8 protein-coding genes are annotated in these 18,401 nt (G+C 70.9%); 5 read left to right on the forward strand and 3 right to left on the reverse strand.

The window, feature by feature from the left end; all coding sequences use genetic code 11:
- Positions 1 to 235: 235 nt before the first annotated feature.
- Positions 236 to 2,476: a DUF3160 domain-containing protein gene (locus tag WMF39_RS29960; RefSeq protein WP_437739908.1), complete on the reverse strand. Its 2,241-nt coding sequence runs from the start codon at positions 2,474 to 2,476 to the stop codon at positions 236 to 238.
- A gap of 120 nt (positions 2,477 to 2,596) precedes the next feature.
- Between WMF39_RS29960 and WMF39_RS29965 the strand changes: the two genes are divergently transcribed.
- From WMF39_RS29965 to WMF39_RS29975, 3 genes are all read left to right on the forward strand, one after another.
- Positions 2,597 to 3,034 carry a hypothetical protein gene (locus WMF39_RS29965; RefSeq protein ID WP_437739909.1) on the forward strand — a complete coding sequence of 146 codons (438 nt, stop codon included), beginning with the start codon at positions 2,597 to 2,599 and terminating at the stop codon, positions 3,032 to 3,034.
- 231 nt (positions 3,035 to 3,265) lie between these two features.
- Positions 3,266 to 9,286 carry an AAA family ATPase gene (locus tag WMF39_RS29970; protein WP_437739910.1) on the forward strand — a complete coding sequence of 2,007 codons (6,021 nt, stop codon included), beginning with the start codon at positions 3,266 to 3,268 and terminating at the stop codon, positions 9,284 to 9,286.
- A 107-nt stretch (positions 9,287 to 9,393) separates the two neighbouring features.
- Positions 9,394 to 10,128 carry a DUF7873 family protein gene (locus tag WMF39_RS29975; RefSeq protein WP_437739911.1) on the forward strand — a complete coding sequence of 245 codons (735 nt, stop codon included), beginning with the start codon at positions 9,394 to 9,396 and terminating at the stop codon, positions 10,126 to 10,128.
- 547 nt (positions 10,129 to 10,675) lie between these two features.
- On the opposite strand, the gene WMF39_RS29980 is transcribed toward WMF39_RS29975, so the two are convergent.
- Complete coding sequence (locus WMF39_RS29980; protein WP_437739912.1) at positions 10,676 to 11,206, reverse strand: GNAT family N-acetyltransferase; 531 nt, start codon at positions 11,204 to 11,206, stop codon at positions 10,676 to 10,678.
- Between the two features lie 1,018 nt (positions 11,207 to 12,224).
- On the opposite strand from WMF39_RS29980, the gene WMF39_RS29985 reads away from it, so the two are divergent.
- Both WMF39_RS29985 and WMF39_RS29990 read left to right on the forward strand, forming a co-directional pair.
- Complete coding sequence (locus WMF39_RS29985; RefSeq protein ID WP_437739913.1) at positions 12,225 to 14,504, forward strand: collagen-like protein; 2,280 nt, start codon at positions 12,225 to 12,227, stop codon at positions 14,502 to 14,504.
- Between the two features lie 822 nt (positions 14,505 to 15,326).
- The gene (locus tag WMF39_RS29990; RefSeq protein ID WP_437739914.1) at positions 15,327 to 16,568 is read left to right on the forward strand and encodes a glycosyltransferase; all 1,242 of its coding nucleotides are present in this window, start codon (positions 15,327 to 15,329) and stop codon (positions 16,566 to 16,568) included.
- A gap of 150 nt (positions 16,569 to 16,718) precedes the next feature.
- Here WMF39_RS29990 and WMF39_RS29995 read toward each other — a convergent pair whose 3' ends face one another.
- On the reverse strand, positions 16,719 to 17,849 hold the full coding sequence (locus tag WMF39_RS29995) for a protein kinase domain-containing protein (RefSeq protein ID WP_437739915.1): 1,131 nt from the start codon (positions 17,847 to 17,849) through the stop codon (positions 16,719 to 16,721).
- Between the last annotated feature and the right edge of the window lie 552 nt (positions 17,850 to 18,401).

Here is an 18,401-nt window from a genome sequence, read left to right on the forward strand (position 1 = left end):
TAATCGAAGTCACCGGAGTAGACAATTGAAAGGATCGTCCGCGAGCTTTACCTCAAGCTCGAGATCGAAATGGCGACGAGCGCAGGACGGTGGTGCGTTCCGGCCGCGGACGGGATCGACCGAGCACCATGATCCCGCTGGCGCGCAGCAGCACCGGATCGGCGCAAGTCGACACAGTTCGGCACGAATTCACGGGACGGCCAGCGCCGAGCGCTGCGTCGCCGGATCAACGGAATCAGCGGGAGACGAGGTCCGTCATCCAGGGCACGTCGGGGGTCGTTCTCAGGACCGTGCCGGCCCACTGCCGGTCGTCCATCCGCTCGAAGCCCTCGGTGACGGCCTCGAAGTACGACGAGGCGAGCCCCACGAACGCGCGAGGCGCGCCGCCGCAGGGGTCGGCCGTCACGACCATGAGCCGCGGCAGGCCGGTGCCCACATGCAGCACGCGGCCGACCGGCGCGCCGCCCTCGTCGGTCGGCTGGGTGTGCACGTCGGCGATCGTCGGATCCTGCTCCAGGCTCTTCATCTGATCGAAGAAGAGCTGCATGTACCACCCCTCGACGTAGGGCGCACCGCACCCTTGCGACTGAACCTTCACCGCCTGGTTGATGAAATCGAGGTGCTCCTGGGTGAGGGGCAGGCCGGCGCGCTCGTTCGCGGCCATCTCGCCGAGCGTCCGCGCGACGTCGTGGAGCTGCGAGAAGTACGCCGACACCCTCTCCCCGAGCTGCGGCGCGCTCGACAGATCGAGCGCGCCGACGATCTCGACGCCGTGCTCGGCCAGCTCGGCGATGCGCGTGTAGAACGCCGGGTACGGATCGACATACGCGTCCGGGAACTCGCACGTGTCCCCGCCCGTGTACGACTGCTTGGCGTAGAGCAGCGTGTCGTGGCGGAGCTCGGCCCAGGAGGCGAGCTGGGTGCTCAGCAGGCGGCGGCCCCACGCCTCGGTCTTCGCCACCCCGGGCAGCCCCTCGCCGTCGCCGATCGCCCGCGCCGGCGACAGCTCCCGCAGCGCCCCGAGCCAGCGGTTGTAGAGGTTCTTGCCCCAGAAGTCCCCGGGGTGCGCGTCGACGAGCACGCGCATCATGTGCAGGTCCGGCGCGTAGGGGAACTTCCCGAGCTCCGGCGCGAGCAGCTGGCCCGCCTGATCGTTGCCGAGCGCGGCGAAGCCCACGTCGAGCGGGTTTGGCATCATGCGCTTGACGGCGCCGCCCTGCACCCGGTCGAAGACCACGTTCGAGAAGACGTGGGAGTCGACGACGTACCGCTGGCCGAGCAGCGCGAAGCTCGACGAGAGGGGCATCGTGCCCTTGCCGAGCCCGTTGATCATGATGTGGCTCGAGATCCGCTGCGTCCCGTGGCCCTCCTTCACGATGACCTCGGCGATCCGCGCGTCCGGGACGCCGGCGAGGCCGGCGGCGTCGCTGAGGCCGAGATCGGCGAGCAGGTCGTCGAGCTCCGGCAGGGTCATGAAGTCGCTCTCGCCGACGAAGGCCTGGATCGCGTCGTCGATGCGCTTGTAGCGGGCGACGGTCTCCGCGTCGGCCAGGGCGCGCAGCACGTACGCGCCCTCGAGGTGCCGCCGCTGGAAGCGCTGGGTGCCGTCCTGCTGGGTCTCGAGGAAGCGGAAATCCACGCGGCCGAGCCACATCATGCTGCGGAAGTAGCGCTCGAGCTCGGGGTGCAGCTCGTCGAGGTAGTGGCCGCGGGGCTCGAACTGCGAGAAGTCCATGAGCCGGTCCGTGCCGAAGAGGCGAACCTCCCCCATGCCCTGGTGGGCCTCGGCGCCCGCGACGAGCTCGTCGATGGCCGCGGCGCTGGCGCCCGCGACGGGGGCGACGGGCGCGCCGTCGAGCAGCGCGAGCGCGACGGCCGTGAAGAGATCCGCGTCCGCGCGCGCCTCGGCGCCGAGCTCCGCTCCGGCGCCCGAGGCGAGCCGCGCGCGCATCTGCTTCAGCATCGTCCCGAGCTCGGGCGCGAGCGAGGCCAGCTCCACCGCCTTCAGGATCGCATCGTACGAGCGGTGGACCGCGAACAGGATAGAGTCCGCGGACACGTAGAGCGGCAGGTCGAGCGAGTAGATGCTCTCGTAGCCGTAGACGAACGTCGGGAAGGACTTCTTGCTCGAGATGACGAAGCCGTTCGCGGAGAGCTTCGCGAGCTCGTCCTCGTCGAGGGCGAGCGCGGTGCCCTGGAGGAGCGAGAGGCCCGCGGCGTCCGCCGGCGCATAGGACAGGCCCGACGCGAAGGGGACGGGGTAGCGCGCGGCGAAATCCTCGTCGCTCATGCTCGCCGAGGCATCCCGCTCGGCGAGCAGCGCGGTGAGCTCTGCCTGCTGCTCGGGCCCGAGCTCCGTGGAGGGCAGCTGGGTGCCGTCGGTGCCGGGCGGGGGCTGGCTCCCCTCGCCAGAACAGCCGGCGGCGAGGGCGACGAGGATCGGGACGACGTGAAGGCGAAGAAGCAGGTTGCGCATCGTGCTCCCCTTTCGAAGCGTGCCCCTGAGAGCCCGGGGCGCGACGGCCCTGAAAGCAAAGGTGGTGCCGTGGGCGCGCGATGCGGGGGCGGTCCTCCTGCAACACGGTGGGAGACAGCCATGCTCCGGCCGCGCGCTGGGGCTGATCCACGCGCCTGCCGGCCGTGGCCGCGCAGCCTCGGCGCGAAGATCGCTTCTCCCGACGCGCTCGTCCTGTTCTTCAGCAGCGCTGTCCAGCAGTGTACCCAGCCCGTGATCCCGATGGAGATAGACGTCGACGGCACGTGCGACACCGAGCCTGTCTGGCAACACATCTTGATGATCCCGCCCGAGCTCAACACGCCGGGGCTGATCGATCTTTCCAGTCCGGGGATCGGCTTCCACCAGTTCATGCTCATGGCCAACTGCGGCGGCGGGGGTGGGACAGGCAGCAGGTACTGGGGCACGCTCGAGATCGTCGAGAGCGACGAGACCTCGCTCTTCGTGAAGGTGCGCGGCACGGAGAACCCGAGCTTTCCGATCGACGGAGATCACACGGTCCAGCGCTGCGGCTCATAGCTCCACGGTCGCACGACGGCTGGCCGTCGGGCTCCGGCAGAAACAGCGCAGCGTGCCCGCGCGGCAGGCGCCGGAGGACTCTCGGCGAATTCCCTCTCTTCCCCCGTCATCGCAGGCGAGCCGGCGCGAGGGCGCCCCGCCATTTTCCATGGCGGAGCGCGGCGCTTTTGGCAACATGCACCGACGCTCGACGCTTCGGAGGCCGTCGCACTGGCCTTCGAAGATCCCCCTATGGCCGATAGTCCACGCTACCTCGTGATCGAGGTCCTGCACGACGGGCCCGAGACGATCCTCTACCGAGCCCGGCGCGAGGAGGACGGCCGGCCGGTGGTGCTCAAGGTCCTGCGGCGCGACCACGCGAGCCCCCGCGCCCTCGGGCGGCTGCGCCACGAGCACGACGTCGCCAGGACGCTCGACTCGACGGCCATCGTCAAGGCCCACGGGATCGAGGCGTTCCGGGACCAGATGGCGCTGGTCCTCGAGGACTTCGGCGGCCGCTCGCTCGACCGGTTCATCCAGGGGCCGACGCCGCTCGAGCGCTTCTTCCCCCTCGCTCTCCGCCTGACCGGCGCGCTCGCCGAGCTGCATCGACACCACGTCATCCACAGGGACATCAAGCCCCAGAACCTGCTCTACAACCCCGACACCGGGGAGGTGAAGATCACCGATCTCGGGATCGCCTGCCTCTCGCCCCGCGAATGCCACGACGTCTCCCACGACGGGCTCATCGCCGGGACCCTGGCGTACATGGCGCCCGAGCAGACGGGCCGGATGAACCGCTCCACCGATGAGCGGACCGACCTGTACTCCCTCGGCGTCACCTTCTACGAGCTGCTGACCGGCGCCTTGCCCTTCCAGGCGAGCGATCCCGTGGAATGGGTGTATTGCCACGTCGCCCTCCACCCATCCCCACCCCACGCGCTCGTCCCCTCGATTCCCCCGCAGCTGTCGGCGGTCGTCCTCAAGCTGCTCTCCAAGTCCGCCGAGGATCGCTACCAGAGCGCGCTCGGCCTGCAGCGCGACATCGACGAGTGCTTCGCCAGGTGGCAAGCGAGCGGGGAGATTCCGCCCTTCCCGCTCGGTGAGCGCGATCTCTCCGATCGGTTCCAGATCCCGCAGCGGCTCTACGGCCGCGAGCGCGAGCTAGGGGCCCTGCTCGCCGCGTTCGAGCGCGTGGTCGCGAGCGGCCGCCCCGAGCTCGTGCTCGTGTCGGGCTACTCGGGCGTCGGCAAGTCGTCGCTCGTGGCCGAGCTGCGCGGGCCGGTGGTGCGCGAGCGGGGCTTCTTCCTCTCCGGCAAGTTCGAGCAGCTGAGGCGCGACGTCCCTTACCACGCCTTCCTCCAGGCGTTCCGGGCGCTCTTGCGGGAGATCCTGGGCGTGAGCGACGAGGAGCTCGAGCGCTGGCGAGAGCGCCTCCGGGAGGCCGTCGGCGCGACCGGCGCGCTGCTCGCCGGCGTGCTCCCCGAGCTCGCGCTGCTCCTCGGCCCGCAGCCGCCCGCGCCGGAGCTCCCGGGCGTCGAGGCCCGGCACCGGTTCCACGCGGCGCTCCAGCGCTTCGTGGCGGCGTGCGTCCAGAAGGAGCACCCCATGGTGCTCTTCCTCGATGACCTCCAGTGGGCCGACGCCGGCAGCCTCCAGCTGCTCGAGCAGCTCATCACCTACACCGAGACCGAGCACCTCCTGCTCATCGGCGCTTATCGCGACAACGAGGTCGGCCCGGCGCACCCGCTGCCGCTCATGCTGGCCGACGCGCGGAAGCGCGGCGCGACCTTCAGCGACCTCGTGCTCGCGCCGCTCTCCGCCTCCGACGTCGGGGCGCTCGTCGCGGGGGCGGTCCACGCCGCGGCCGAGCGCGCCGAGCCGCTCTCGCGGCTCGTCCACGAGAAGACCGGCGGCAACCCCTTCTTCGCGATCCAGTTCCTCTTCGAGCTGCACCAGGAAGGCCTCATCACCTTCGACGCGAAGGCGGGCGCCTTTCGCTGGGACATCGCCGCGATCCGCGGCAAGGGGTTCACCGACAACGTCGTCGAGCTGATGGTGGGCAAGCTGAAGCGGCTCCCCGTCCCGACGCAGGACGCGCTCAAGCTCGCCGCGTGCCTCGGCGCCAGCCTGGACCTCGACATCCTCGCCTTGGTCGCGAGCCGCCCTGCAGCCGAGCTCGGCGAGGCCCTCGCCGAGGCCGTGCGCGAGGGGCTGCTGCTCCGCCGGGGCGCCACCTACCGGTTCCTCCATGACCGGGTGCAGCAGGCCGCCCACGCGCTCATCCCCGCCGGACAGCTCGCCGAGGTGCACCTCTGCATCGGCCGGCTGCTCCTGAAGGGTCAGCGCGAAGAGGCGCTCTTCGACGTCGTGGGGCACCTCAACCGCGGCGCCGCGCTCATCCGTTCCCAGGCCGAGCGCGACGAGCTCGCCGCGCTGAACCTCCGCGCCGGCAGGAAGGCCAAGGCCGCCGCGGCCTTCCAGTCCGCCGCCGCGCTCTTCGCCGCGGGCCTCTCCCTGCTCGCGCCGGGCTGCTGGGAGGCGCAGCACGAGCTGACCTACGATCTGACCTTCGAGCGCGCGCACGCCGCGTACATCACCGGCGGCTTCGACGAGGCCGAGCGGCTGCTGCAAGCGCTGACGGACCACGCGAGCACCGAGGCCGAGCGAGCCGTGGCCGTCGAGCTCGCCATCGCCCTGAGCGTGACCCGCGGGCAGGCCGCCCGCGCGGTGGAGCTCGGGCTCTCATTCCTCCGCTCCTGCGACGTCGACCTGTCGATCCCGCTCACCGATGCGCGGCTCGCGGAGGAGACCGAGGGCGTCTGGCAGGCCCTGGACGACCGGGCGATCGAGGGCCTGATCCACCTGCCTCCCATGACGCACCCGACGTGCAAGATCGCGATGAGCGTCCTGGCGAGCGTGTCTGTCCCCGCGTACTTCGTGCACCCGGACCTGAACTACCTCGTCGTCGTGCGCATGGTGAAGCTCAGCCTGCAGCACGGCAACGCCGCGAGCTCCCCTCACGCGTATGCGGCGTTCGCGAAGGTGATCGGCCCGAAATACGGGCGATACCAGGAGGGATATCTGTTCGGCAAGCTCGGTCATGACCTGGTGGAGAGGGACAACCTCCTCGCCATGAAGGCCATGGTCTTTTCCTTGTTCGGCAATCTGATCATCTTCTGGAAGCGCCATTACCGAGAGACGTATCCGTACACGCGCGCCGGCCTCAACGCCGCGATCGAGACCGGCAACCTGAACGACGCGTGCTTCCTCTGCATCTGGGCCCCGCTGTTCCCGCTGCTCGCCGGCGAGCCGCTGGAGGACGTCCTCCGCGAGGTCGAGGAGCACCTCCGCTTCGTGCGCAAGACCGGATACGAGTTCGTCTACAACATCCTCCTGAGCGCCTACGCGCTGGTCCAGGCGCTGCGAGGCAGGCCGGCCCGGCTCCCGATGATGGATGGATCCGAGCTGGATCCGAGCGCGTTCGAGGCGCGGCTGCCTCCCGGGGACATGGGCGGCGTGCTCAGCTTCTACTGCAGCCTGAAGGCCCAGGGGCTGTTCTTGCTCGGCTCCCCCGGGGAGGCGCGCGAGGCGACGCGCCGGGTGATCGTCGACAGGCCCTGGAGGACCGAACCGCAGGCGCTCGTGGCGGAGGACTTCTATTATCACGCGCTCGCGCTCGCGGCGCTCGTCGACGACGGCGATGCGCACGATGCGCGCAGCCCGCACGAGGCGCCGCCGTCGCCGGAGCGGGAGCTGCCGGACGGGCTGCTCGACTGCGAGCGGCAGCTCGGCGAGTGGGCCAGGAACGGCCCCGACAACTACCTCCACAAGCACGCGCTGGTCCGCGCCGAGATCGCCCGGCTCCGCGGGCAGGAACCGGAGGCGGCCCGGCTCTACGAGCAGGCCGCGTCGGCCGCGCGGGAGGGCGGCTTCGTCCAGCACGAGGCCATCGCCTGCGAGCTCGCCGCGGCGTTTTACCGCGCGCGCGGCCTCGCCACCGCCGCAGACGCCCACCTCCAGAAGGCCCGCGCCGCCTACTTCCGCTGGGGCGCCCACGCCAAGGTCGAGCAGCTCGACCAGCGTTATCCCTTCCTCGTCGAGCGAAAGCCGATCGCCCCCACCGTCACCTTCGCCGTACGCGCCGAGCAGTTCGACGTCCTCTCCATCGTCAAGGCCTCTCAGAGCATCTCCGGTGAGCTCAAGCTCCCGCGCCTGCTCGAGATGCTCCTGCGCACGGTGATCGAGCACGCGGGCGCCGAGGAAGGCTACGTGCTCCTGGCCCGCGAAGATCGCCTGTCGACCGCGGCGGCGATCGCCGCGTCCGGGGGCGCCGCGCGGCTGCTCGACGCGGGCGAGGCCGCGGCGGCCGCGCTGCCGCAATCCATCCTCAACTACGTTCGCCGCAGCCACGAGCGCGTGCTGCTCGACGACGCCGCCGGGAAGCACCCGTTCCTCGAAGAGGAGTATTTCACGCGGAAGAAGCCGAGGTCGGTGCTGTGCCTGCCCATCGTGCGCCAGGCGCGGCTGCTCGGCGTGCTCTACCTGGAGAACCGGCTCGTGGCGGGGGCGTTCACGCCCGGGCGGCTCACCGTGCTCGAGCTGCTCGCGTCGCAGTCGGCCATCTCGCTCGAGAACGCCATGCTCTACGCCGACATCGAGCAGGAGAACGCCGAGCGGCGCCGGGCGGAGCGCGAGCTCCGCGAGAGCCAGGCCACGCTGCAGGCCATCATCGACAACTCCGCCGCTGCCATCTTCCTCAAGGATCGCGACGGCCGGCACCTGCTCGCCAACCGCGGGGTGAGCCGCGCCCTCGGCAGGCCGCTCGATCAGATCATCGGAAAGACAAGCGCCGAGCTCATGCCTACCGAGCGCGCCGTGGCGCTGGACGCGCACGACCGGCAGGTGCTCGACAGGGGCGAGCCGCTCGAGTTCGAGGAAGAGTTGATCATGGAGGACGGACCGCACACCTACCTGTCGGTCAAGTTCCCGCTCGGCGAGGGCGTGATGCCCGGCGTGATCTGCGGCGTCTCCACCGACATCACCCAGCGCAAGCGGGCCGAGCTGGCCGAGCGTTTCCTCGCCGAGGCGAGCCGCAAGCTCATGGCCCTCGGCTACGGCGCCACCCTCGAGAGCGTCGCTCAGCTCGCCGTGCCCGAGCTGGCCGATCAGTGCGTCATCGACGTGCGCCTCGAGCCGGACGCTCCGGAGCGCATGGCCACCGCAGGAGTGCCTGCCGAGCTCGCAGGGGCGGTGATCGACGCGCTGCAGCCGCTCTCGGCGGCGTCGCTGAGCCGCCCCGAGGTGGGCGACGTGCGCGCCGCGCCCCTCCTCGAGCCGCTCGGCGTTCACTCCTTCCTCCGGGCTCCGCTCCTCGCGCGCGACCGGTGCTTCGGCGTCATGACCTTGCTGGCGACCGCGCCACGGCGCAGCTACGGCCCCGCCGACCTGTGGCTGGCCCAGGAGCTGGCGAGCCGCGCCGCCCTCACCCTCGACAACAGCCGCCTGTTCACCGAGGCCCGGGAGGCGATCGAGCGCCGCGACGAGTTCCTCCTCGTCGCCTCGCACGAGCTCAAGACCCCGCTCACCTCGCTCAAGATGCAGGCCCACCTCCTCGCCCGGCTCCTGCCCCGCTTCCAGCGCGCCGAGGTCGCTCCGGAGCGCATCGACGCCGCGATCCAGGTCCTCAACCGCCAGATCGCGCGCCTCGCCCACCTGGTCAACGAGCTGCTCGACGTCACCCGCCTCAACGCCGGCCGGCTCACCCTCGCGCGCGCCCCCCTCGACCTGGCGGCCCTGACGCGCGAGGTCGTCGAGCGGATGCACCAGCAGCTCACCGACGCCCGCTGCCGCACCCAGCTCGAGCTGGAAGGGCCCGTGATCGGGGACTGGGATGCTTCTCGCATGGAGCAGGTCCTCATCAACCTCCTGTCCAACGCGATCAAGTACGGCGCGGGGGCCCCCATTCACGTCGTCGTGCGCGGCCTGGAAGGCCGCGCGCTGCTCGTCGTCCGCGACCACGGCATCGGCATCGCGCAGGCCGACCAGGCCAGGATCTTCGAGCGCTTCGAGCGCGCCGTCTCCGTCCGCAACTTCGGCGGCCTCGGCCTCGGCCTCTACATCGTCCGGTGGATCGTCACCTCCCACGGCGGCACCATCCGCGTCGAGAGCAAGCCGGGCGCGGGCGCTGCGTTCATCGTCGAGCTCCCCTTGCGCCCGGCCGAGGCGGAGACGGCGGCCGAGGGCCAAGGGGCCCTGCTCCCATCGGCCTAGGCGCTCACGCGCTCACGCCAGCGCTTCCCGGGCCCATTGCACGCTCACGCGACGGCGCTGACAGGCGCTTTGCTCCTCTGATAAGGTGGTCCTCCTAGGAGACCGCCATGCCTCGCTTGAACCAGATCATCGCCATCGAGAAGGGCGTCAAGGCCCGCTCCCACCAGCGCCTCACCGAGGCGCACCACGCGCTGCAGAAGCCGGCGTTGCTCTCCGGGATCTCGCGCACCTACCGGTCGAAGGACGAGGAGGGCGAGCAGCTCCCGCCCGAGGCGACGAGGGTGCAGGCGAAGGCCGAGGACATCATCCGGAGCACCGCCGACATCCTGGGCGAGCTCTTCGACGTCACGGCCACCAAGGACTATGCGAACTGCAAGGCCCGCGCGGACGTGGTCGTCGACGGCAAGGTGCTTCTCACGGGGGCGCCCGTGACTTACCTGCTCTTCCTGGAGAAGCAGCTCGTCGACATGAACACCTTCATCAAGAAGCTGCCGGTGCTCGACGCGTCGGAGAGCTGGACGTTCGATCCCTCCGGGGACTCCTGGGCGACGGAGCCGGTGCAGACGGCGCGGACCAAGAAGATCCCCCGCAACCACGTCAAGGCCGAGGCGACGGACAAACACCCGGCGCAGGTGGAGGTCTATCACGAGGACGTGGTCGTCGGTTACTGGAAGACGGTCAAGTTCTCGGGCGCGCTGCCAGCGCGGCGCATCAACGAGCTGCTCGATCGCGTGGAGAAGCTGCAAAAGGCGGTCAAGTTCGCCCGCGAGGAGGCGAACAACCAGACGGTCGAGGAGCAGAAGGTCGGCGCCGCCGTCCTCGGGTTCCTCTTCGGTACCTGACGCGCACCTGACGCGCGCCCCCTGCCCCGGCCGCGCTTGCGCCGCGGCCGCCGGAGCGATATCGTGGCCGCGGAGTGCAAGTTGAAGCTCAAGCTCAGCTTGATGGGCTCGGCGCCCAAGCGCAGGTTCGAATCCTGCCCCCGCCACCTCATTTTCTCTCGCGGCGGGGTAGCCCAGCTCGGAAGAGGCAGCGCCGGCCCGTTCAATGGTCTCAAGCTCTCACTCCAGGCTCGAGCATTCGCCGCCGATCACCCAATCGAACGGGAGAAGGCTTGAATCGTCGGATGCTGGTTCAATTCCAGCCTGGCCAGCCCGCGCCGCGGTGAGGCGTCGCCTCTCCTCGCGCGGCGCCGGGGCGCTCCCGCCCCGGCGCGCGGTCCATGATGGCCGGTAGTTCAATGGCAGAACACGGCGGTGTAAGGACTGACCTTCGACCTTAAACGTGTGGGTGTGCGCAGATGGCGGCAAACCGAGGCCCGGGACTAGGCTACAGTCCCGGGTCTCACCTATTTCAGGGGCCTTCGGGTCGCGGGAGAGCGCCGGCGGCTCAGGCCCTCAGGAGGAGCTCGAACCCTTCGGCCACGAGCCCCTTGAACACGGTCGGCCCCGTCCGGCGGAACCCTAGCTTCTCCAGCACCCTGACCGACGCGACATTCTCGAGCATCGCGTGCGCGACGAGGCGTGAGAGCCGGAGCTCCTCGGCTGCGTACCGGATGCACGCGGCGGCCGCCTCCGTGGCGTAGCCTTTGCCCCAGTGCTTGCGAAAGAAGCGGTACCCGAGGTCCGCGACCTCGAGGTCGTCGTGCCACCTGAGGCCGCACCAGCCTAGCTTTTCCGCCGTCTTCCGGTCCGAGACGATGAACCGGCCCATGCGGAAGTCCTCGAACTGGCGCGCGAGCCGCGCGACGACCGCGCGCGCATCGTCCTCGCACGCGAACGCGGTATCGCCGGTGTAGCGGACCACTTCGGGATCCGAGTTCAGCTCCATCATGAACGGGACGTCCGACCGCCGGTGGGGGCGGAGGCGCAGGCGCTCCGTCAAGAGGAGGGCGTCATCATCGGTGTCGAGGCCGGGCACCGGGCGATCTTACCCGGTCCGCCGCGACGGCGCAGCGCTCACCCATCACGGGGCGCCGGCGCGCATGGATCTGGCGCGCACCGGCAGGCGAGCCGAGGTGCGTACGCCACACGCGGGTGATGCGGCGCGTATCGGCGCGTCACGGTGGCCGCCGGCCATCGATGGTAGAGCCTGCCCGGTCGCTGGAGAGGATCGCGCTCGAGAGCGTATCGGACGCTCCTGATGCCATGTCGGACGCTCCTGAGGCCATGTCGGACGCTCCTGAGGCCATGTCGGACGCTCCTGAGGCCATGTCGGACGCTCCTGAGGCCATGTCGGGCGCTTTTGATGCCATGTCGGGCGCTTTTGAATCGGCACCGGATGTTCCAGCGAGGCCGTGCTGCCGCGGCTTGACGAGCGCACCGCGTGCTCGCCGCGCCGGCCCATCGGAGGCGCGCCGAGCGCCGCCGCGCAGAGCGCCGTGTTCGCCATTTCCTGTCCCGTGCGCGGCCGTCTCCTGATTCTCGCGTTGGTGCTCCCTTCGCGCCATTGCGCGCTCCCATGCGCGAGCTGCCGTCTTTCCACGCGTTCGCCCTGCTCTGCTCTCGATACCTGCAAATACCCCGGCTTCGCATGGAGACGCGGGGTTCCCCCGGCGCGAGCGCGAATGAACGCCGACTGCTCGACGGGCGTCGCGGCTGTCAACCCCTCCTCAGGGGCTTGGTGAACCGCCCCCATTAACTTAGGATCGCTCCAGACACAGCGGGTTGGCGACTGGAGCCTTCGAGCGCTGGCTGCACCTGGTCACGCCCACGTCGTGGCGTGGCCTGTCGTGCCGCATCGACGAATCGCCCTGACTTTTCGTGCCGGCAATTGGTGGGACTCTCATCGAGAGGTCGGAGCGGGGCACGGGCGGAGATCCGTCCCGGAGTCGGCCTTCGCCCGAATCACTCGCCTGCTGGGCTCCACCTCATCTGAACGCGGCTGTCTGCGGGATCGAGCGCATTGAAGCTCGGAATCGATAGAAAGGCGGAGTCACATGCGAAAGTATCGAGCGAGTGCGGTTTCTGCTGGGATCCTCGCCGGGTTTGCCGGGGTGATGGCCAGCGCAGGCGCGAGCTGGGCCGGCGATTCGCGAGACGTCAAGGCGGAGGCCGGGGCGTCCGACGAGGTCGGGCACCACATGCCCGGCAAGGGCAAGGGGTTCGTGGGACAGCAGTATCAGCAGTATCAGAAGGGGGAGCGCGGTCCCCAGGGGCCCATGGGGCAGCGGGGGCCCGCTGGGCCGCAGGGCGAGCGCGGTCCTCAGGGTCCGCAGGGGCCCAAGGGCGAGCGCGGCGAGCCTGGCCCGCAGGGGTCGGCAGGCGCCGCGGGGCTCATCGGTCCCCAGGGCCTCCAGGGCTTCAAGGGCGTCGATGGCGCGCGCGGTCCGCAGGGGCCCAAGGGCGAGCGCGGCGAGCCCGGCCCGCAGGGGCCGGCAGGCACCGCGGGGCTCATCGGTCCCCAGGGCCTCCAGGGCTTCAAGGGCGTCGATGGCGCGCGCGGTCCGCAGGGGCCCAAGGGTGAGCGCGGCCCGCAGGGGCCGGCAGGCGCCGCGGGGCTCATCGGTCCCCAGGGCCTCCAGGGCTTCAAGGGCGTCGATGGCGCGCGTGGTCCGCAGGGACCCGCGGGGCCCATGGGACCCAAGGGCGAGATGGGTCCTCAGGGGCTGGTCGGGCACACTGGCCTCCAGGGCCTCAAGGGCGCTGACGGCGCGCGTGGTCCGCAGGGGCCGGCCGGGCTCATCGGCCCCCAGGGCCTCAAGGGCGTCGATGGCGCGCGCGGTCCGCAGGGACCCGCGGGCTCCATGGGTCCCAAGGGCGAGATGGGTCCTCAGGGGCCGGCGGGGCTCATCGGTCCTCAGGGCCTCAAGGGCGCTGACGGCGCGCGTGGTCCGCAGGGGCAGGTAGGGCCCAAGGGCGAGATGGGTCCTCAGGGGCCGGTAGGGCCCAAGGGCGAGATGGGTCCTCAGGGCCTCAAGGGCGCTGACGGCGCGCGCGGCCCGCAGGGGCCGGTAGGGCCCAAGGGCGAGATGGGTCCTCAGGGCCTCAAGGGCGCTGACGGCGCGCGCGGTCCGCAGGGGCCGGCAGGGCCCAAGGGCGAGCGTGGCGAGCCCGGCCCCCAGGGCCTCGCAGGGCACGTCGGTCCTCAGGGCCTCCAGGGCCTCAAGGGCGTCGACGGCGCTCCGGGCCTCAAGGGCGCTGACGGCGCGCGTGGTCCGCAGGGTCCCGCTGGACCCAAGGGCGAGCGTGGCGAGCCCGGCCCTCAGGGCCTCGCAGGGCACGTCGGTCCTCAGGGCCTCCAGGGCCTCCAGGGCCTCAAGGGCGTCGACGGCGCTCCGGGCCTCAAGGGCGCTGACGGCGCGCGTGGTCCGCAGGGTCCCGCTGGACCCAAGGGCGAGGCGGGTCCCCGGGGGCCGGCCGGACCCAAGGGCGAGCGCGGCGAGCGCGGCCTCCAGGGCCCCGCGGGGATCGTCGGTCCTCAGGGCCTCCAGGGCCTCAAGGGCGCCGACGGCGCTCACGGCCTCAAGGGCGCTGACGGCGCTCCGGGCCTCAAGGGCGCTGATGGCGCGCGCGGTCCTCAGGGCCTCGCTGGACCCAAGGGCGAGGCAGGTCCCCAGGGGCCGGCCGGACCCAAGGGCGAGCGTGGCGAGCGCGGCCCCGCGGGGATCGTCGGTCCTCAGGGCCTCCAGGGCCTCAAGGGCGCCGACGGCTCTCACGGCCTCAAGGGCGCTGACGGCGCTCCGGGCCTCAAGGGCGCCGACGGCGCGCGCGGTCCGCAGGGTCCCGCTGGACCCAAGGGCGAGGCGGGTCCCCAGGGACCGGCCGGACCCAAGGGCGAGCGTGGCGAGCGCGGCCCCGCGGGCCCCGCGGGGATCGTCGGTCTCCAGGGTCTCCAGGGCCTCAAGGGCATCGACGGCGCGCGCGGTCCTCAGGGCCTCGCTGGACCCAAGGGCGAGCGTGGCCCCCAGGGGCCGACCGGATCGCCTGGACTCGTGAAGATCCACGTGGTCTCCGTGACGCGCGAGGCGTCGCCCACGAGCGCGTTCGTCAACGTCAAGGCGCTCTGCGACGCGGGTGAAGTCGTGATCAGCGGCGGATTCTCGATCTCCGGCGGCGCCCAGGCGACGAGCAGGGTGGTCGAGAACTCGCCGTTCGACCCCACCGAAGGCCGCGCGGGCTGGACATCGACCGCCGTGTTCGAGAGCGGCTTCGGCAAGAAGGCGCAGACGGTGTCGCTGACCACCTTCGCCGTGTGCGCCGAGCTGTCCGAGCGCTGATCCTGAAAGACCGGCGGGCCATGCTCGCGTGAGCACGAGCCCATCTCTCGAGCAGCTGTCCCCCGCCCCTCCACCGTGACCGCGAGGGCGGGGGGCAGCTGGCTCCGCACCTCACCGGTGCTCCCCACACGCCGCACGCCGCACCGCGGCACACCGTGCCATCGCCGCACAGCCCCCCACCTGCCGCCCCGCTTGCACAGACACCGCGGTCCGCCCGTGCTCCCCAGGAGCACGACCCGCGACGCCGCCGGGCCCCGTCGCAGCCCTCCCCTGAATCCCTTACACCGCCGGATCAGCGGCCCGCGTTCACCAGGGACACCATCGCCCGCACATTCGCCTACAAAAGACCACACCTCTCACCGTCGCGGCATCGGGGGTGCAGATGTCCCGCCGGCACGCGTGAGGTAGCTTGCACGCTTTTCGCATGAATTCCTGCCCGGTGGCCTGCGTGAACATCGGACGCTTCCACATTCCGAAAAAAATGCGCGGTTTCCGGCATTTCTGCCGGAACGTCGGCGTGGCATCGCTGCTGTCCTGGATCAGGGAGAGCCGCCCTGGCACGCACGTGAAGCCGCCGCGACGCTCTTTGTCACAGCTGTTGCCATCTGCCACAGGCGCGATCCCACGTAGTCAGCGGACGGGCCGATGAAGACATCCCCTCACGTCAATCCAGCGGTACCCGGCATATCGAGGAGACACACAGAGAAATCTCCTCGCCTCGTAGATGCTGTGGTAATTTGCCCCCCTCGGGACGCGGACACGAAGGAGGGGTTTCTCTCAGGTCGGACCACATGCGCCCGAAGCGCACCCCAGAGGGGAACCATGAGCATAGATTACGATATGAAGACCACCGAGCAGGCGACGATGACCGGAGCACGCCACAACCGTCTCGTGATCGCACACGTACTGAACTCCTTCCAGGTGGGCGGCGCCGAGCAGGTCGTGGTGGATCTGGCCGGGCTGCAGCGCGCCGCGGGACATGAGGTGATGGTCGTGGGCATCGAGACGAACCCCGACGGGCCGCGCGCGGCGCAGCTCCGGGAGCGCGACGTCGCGGTGCACATGCTGCCGAAGCGCTCCGGCTTCGACCTCAAGCTCCCCGGGAAGCTCGCGGCGTTCTTCGCCAAGCACGGTGTCTCGATCGTGCACTCGCACAATCAGCTGCCGCTCATCTACGCCACGGCCGCGGGCCGGCTGCACCGTGTGCCTGTGTGCCACACGCTGCACGGCGCCATGTTCGATCAGGGGCGCAGGGCGTGGCTGCGGCACATGGCCGCCAGGCTCGCCGACGCGCACGTGGCCGTGTCGCAGTCCACGGCCGACTTCATGCTGAAGCACAAAGAGGTACCCAGCTCGAAGCTACATGTGATCTTGAATGGAATCGACCTCTCCCGTTTCAGGCCGGACGCCGCGGCCCGGCACCGCATCCGGGCCGAGCTCGGGATCCCCGAGGACGCGTGGGTCGCCGGGGCGGTCGGCCGCCTGTCGCAGGTCAAGAACCACGCGCTCCTGCTCCGCGCGGCCGCGGCCGCGGGGATCCTGTCGGGCGACTCGGACAGCGCGCGCCTCCTCCTGGTCGGAGACGGGCCCGAAGCCGCCTCGCTGCGCGCGCTCGCCGGAGAGCTCGGCATCAGCGACCGCGTCGTCTTCGCAGGCGAACGGCACGACGTGCCGGGGCTGCTCGCCGCGAGCGACGTCTTCGTCCTGTCGTCGAAGTCCGAGGGTCTGCCGCTCTCCATGGTGGAGGCCATGGCCACGGGGTTGCCGGTGGTCTCGACCGCCGTGGGTGGCATCCCTGCCCTGATCGCCGACGGGGAGACGGGCTTCCTCGTGCCGTCGGACGACGAGGGCGCGCTCGCCGCCAAGCTCGCCGCGCTCAAGGGGGATCCCATGCAGTCCGCGGCGATGGGCAAGCGCGGAAGGAAGCTCGCGCTGCGGCGTTACTCGGCCGAACGCATGATGGCGAGCTACATGGATATCTACGAGACCCTCCTCGCCCGGCGCGAGTCGGAGCGGCGAGGCGTGCTGCGGCCGAGCGAGCTGCTCGCAGGCCTGAACGCATAACCCAGCGAGCTGCTCGCAGGCTCGCCCCCCATCACCCGGCGAGCTGCTCGCAGGCTCGCCCCACGATCCACACACCCAGGGCGAAACGCAAACGGCGCGGCAAGCGCGTGGCCCGCCGCCGGGGCAGGCCGTCGCTGCCTCCGGCTCGCTTCACGGCACGCGAGGGATCGTCGAGCGCGCGCGCGCGTTCGTCGCGAGCGACGGCGGCGACGAGAGCGCCGCCGCCCGGGAGAGCCGCGCCTGGGGACGAGCCGAAGGCGGCCGTTCGTCCAGCGCGCCGAGGTCGCGCAGGTTCGTCGCCGGCGCGAGCGTGCTCCGGGGCGGCGGCACCAGCGTGCTCCGGGGCGGCGGCACCAGCGTGCTCCGGGGCGGCGGCACCAGCGTGCTCCGGGGTGGCGCGAGCGCGAGCGCGGCATGCGCCTCGCGCACAGCGGCCAGCATCGACCGCGCATCCGGCCAGCGATCCGCCTGCGCGAACTCGAGCGCGCGGTCCACCACCCGCACCACGGCCGGAAGCATCGACGGCGCGATCCGCGCGAGCGACGGAATCGGGCAGGTCATCCTCAGGAAGAACAGCTCGTTGACGGTCGGCGCCTCCTGGACGTATCGGTCCGTCAGCAGCGAGAACATCGTCGCGCCCAGCGCCCAGAGGTCCGTCCGCGCATCGACGAGATCCCAGCGCGCGCGGGCCTGCTCGGGCGGCATGTACGCCGGCGTGCCCATCGCGCGGAGCCCCACGAGGGAGGTTTGCCCCGAGGGGGCCCGCAGGCGCGCGATGCCGAAATCGAGGATCTTCACCCCGCGCTCTCGCGTGAGGAAGAGGTTGTCAGGCTTCAGATCCCGGTGAACGACGCCCCTCGCGTGCGCGGCCGCGAGCACCTCCAGGATCTGCTCGCTCACGGAGAGGACCTCGGCCGGCGGGAGCGGGCCCCTCTGCGCCTTCCAGCGCTGGAGGAGGCTCTCTCCCTCGAGGAGCTCCATCACGAGGAACGGCGATCCATCCTCGGTCACGTCGTCCGCGATCACCGCGGCGACCCCCGGGTGATCGACGGTCTGCGCGATGGCCTTCTCGCGGAGAAACCGCGCGCGATCGCCCCGATCCCTCGCCCGCTCGGGGTGCAGCAGCTTGATCGCGACCCGCTGGCCCCTCCGGTGCGTCGCGGCATACACGGCCGCCATCCCGCCGAGGCCGATCAGCGCGTCCAGCCGCCACGCGCCGTTGAGCGACGTTCCCACCCGCGCCTGCGCTCTCTGGACGTGCGTGACATTCTCGAACTCCATCGCTGGTCCTCTCCGCACCTCGAGCCAACGGCTCTCCCGGCGCTCGCGGCGCAGGAGAGCCACTCTGTTCTGCGTTTCCCGTGTCCCGGCGGCGGCGCTACGATCGAATCCGCGCTCCACGACGGCAGGCCCGGGTTGCAGCTCGTCGGCACCGCGACCCGCCCGGCCGCCCTGCGTCACCGACACAGGAGCCGCATGGGGTGGGCGATATCCAGCAGCACGTCATTTCATGGAAAAGTTCAGCAAAACCTGAGCCACGCCGGCGCACCTGGAGCGCCGCGGTGAACGCGCGACCGCGTGGGGCGAATCGCCCCATGCGGCAAGATGCCCCGACCATTGTGGCGTCGCCAGACCTCGGCCCCCTCATCGCGAGGCTGCCCTCGGGTGTGCTCGGATGTGCTCGGAATCGTGGGGCCGCCATCGGACAGAATCGGATGTGCTCGGACGTGGCCTGTCACCCGCGCGGCGTCGGCCGCGCTCGATGAGCCTGGTGCTCTCGTGATCTCTCGTGGGACGAAGGTCACTCTCACCCCGGGGCGTGGGGAAGAGCGC

Source organism: Sorangium sp. So ce1504, assembly GCF_051521635.1.
Lineage (GTDB): Bacteria > Myxococcota_A > Polyangia > Polyangiales > Polyangiaceae > Sorangium > Sorangium cellulosum_B.

What these genes read in the sequence shown, in the direction of transcription:
- WMF39_RS29960 (WP_437739908.1), bottom strand. Translation starts at nt 2,476, where the DNA reads ATGCGCAACCTGCTTCTTCGCCTTCACGTCGTCCCGATCCTCGTCGCC.
- WMF39_RS29965 (WP_437739909.1), top strand. Translation starts at nt 2,597, where the DNA reads ATGCTCCGGCCGCGCGCTGGGGCTGATCCACGCGCCTGCCGGCCGTGG.
- WMF39_RS29970 (WP_437739910.1), top strand. Translation starts at nt 3,266, where the DNA reads ATGGCCGATAGTCCACGCTACCTCGTGATCGAGGTCCTGCACGACGGG.
- WMF39_RS29975 (WP_437739911.1), top strand. Translation starts at nt 9,394, where the DNA reads ATGCCTCGCTTGAACCAGATCATCGCCATCGAGAAGGGCGTCAAGGCC.
- WMF39_RS29985 (WP_437739913.1), top strand. Translation starts at nt 12,225, where the DNA reads ATGCGAAAGTATCGAGCGAGTGCGGTTTCTGCTGGGATCCTCGCCGGG.
- WMF39_RS29990 (WP_437739914.1), top strand. Translation starts at nt 15,327, where the DNA reads ATGAGCATAGATTACGATATGAAGACCACCGAGCAGGCGACGATGACC.
- WMF39_RS29995 (WP_437739915.1), bottom strand. Translation starts at nt 17,849, where the DNA reads ATGGAGTTCGAGAATGTCACGCACGTCCAGAGAGCGCAGGCGCGGGTG.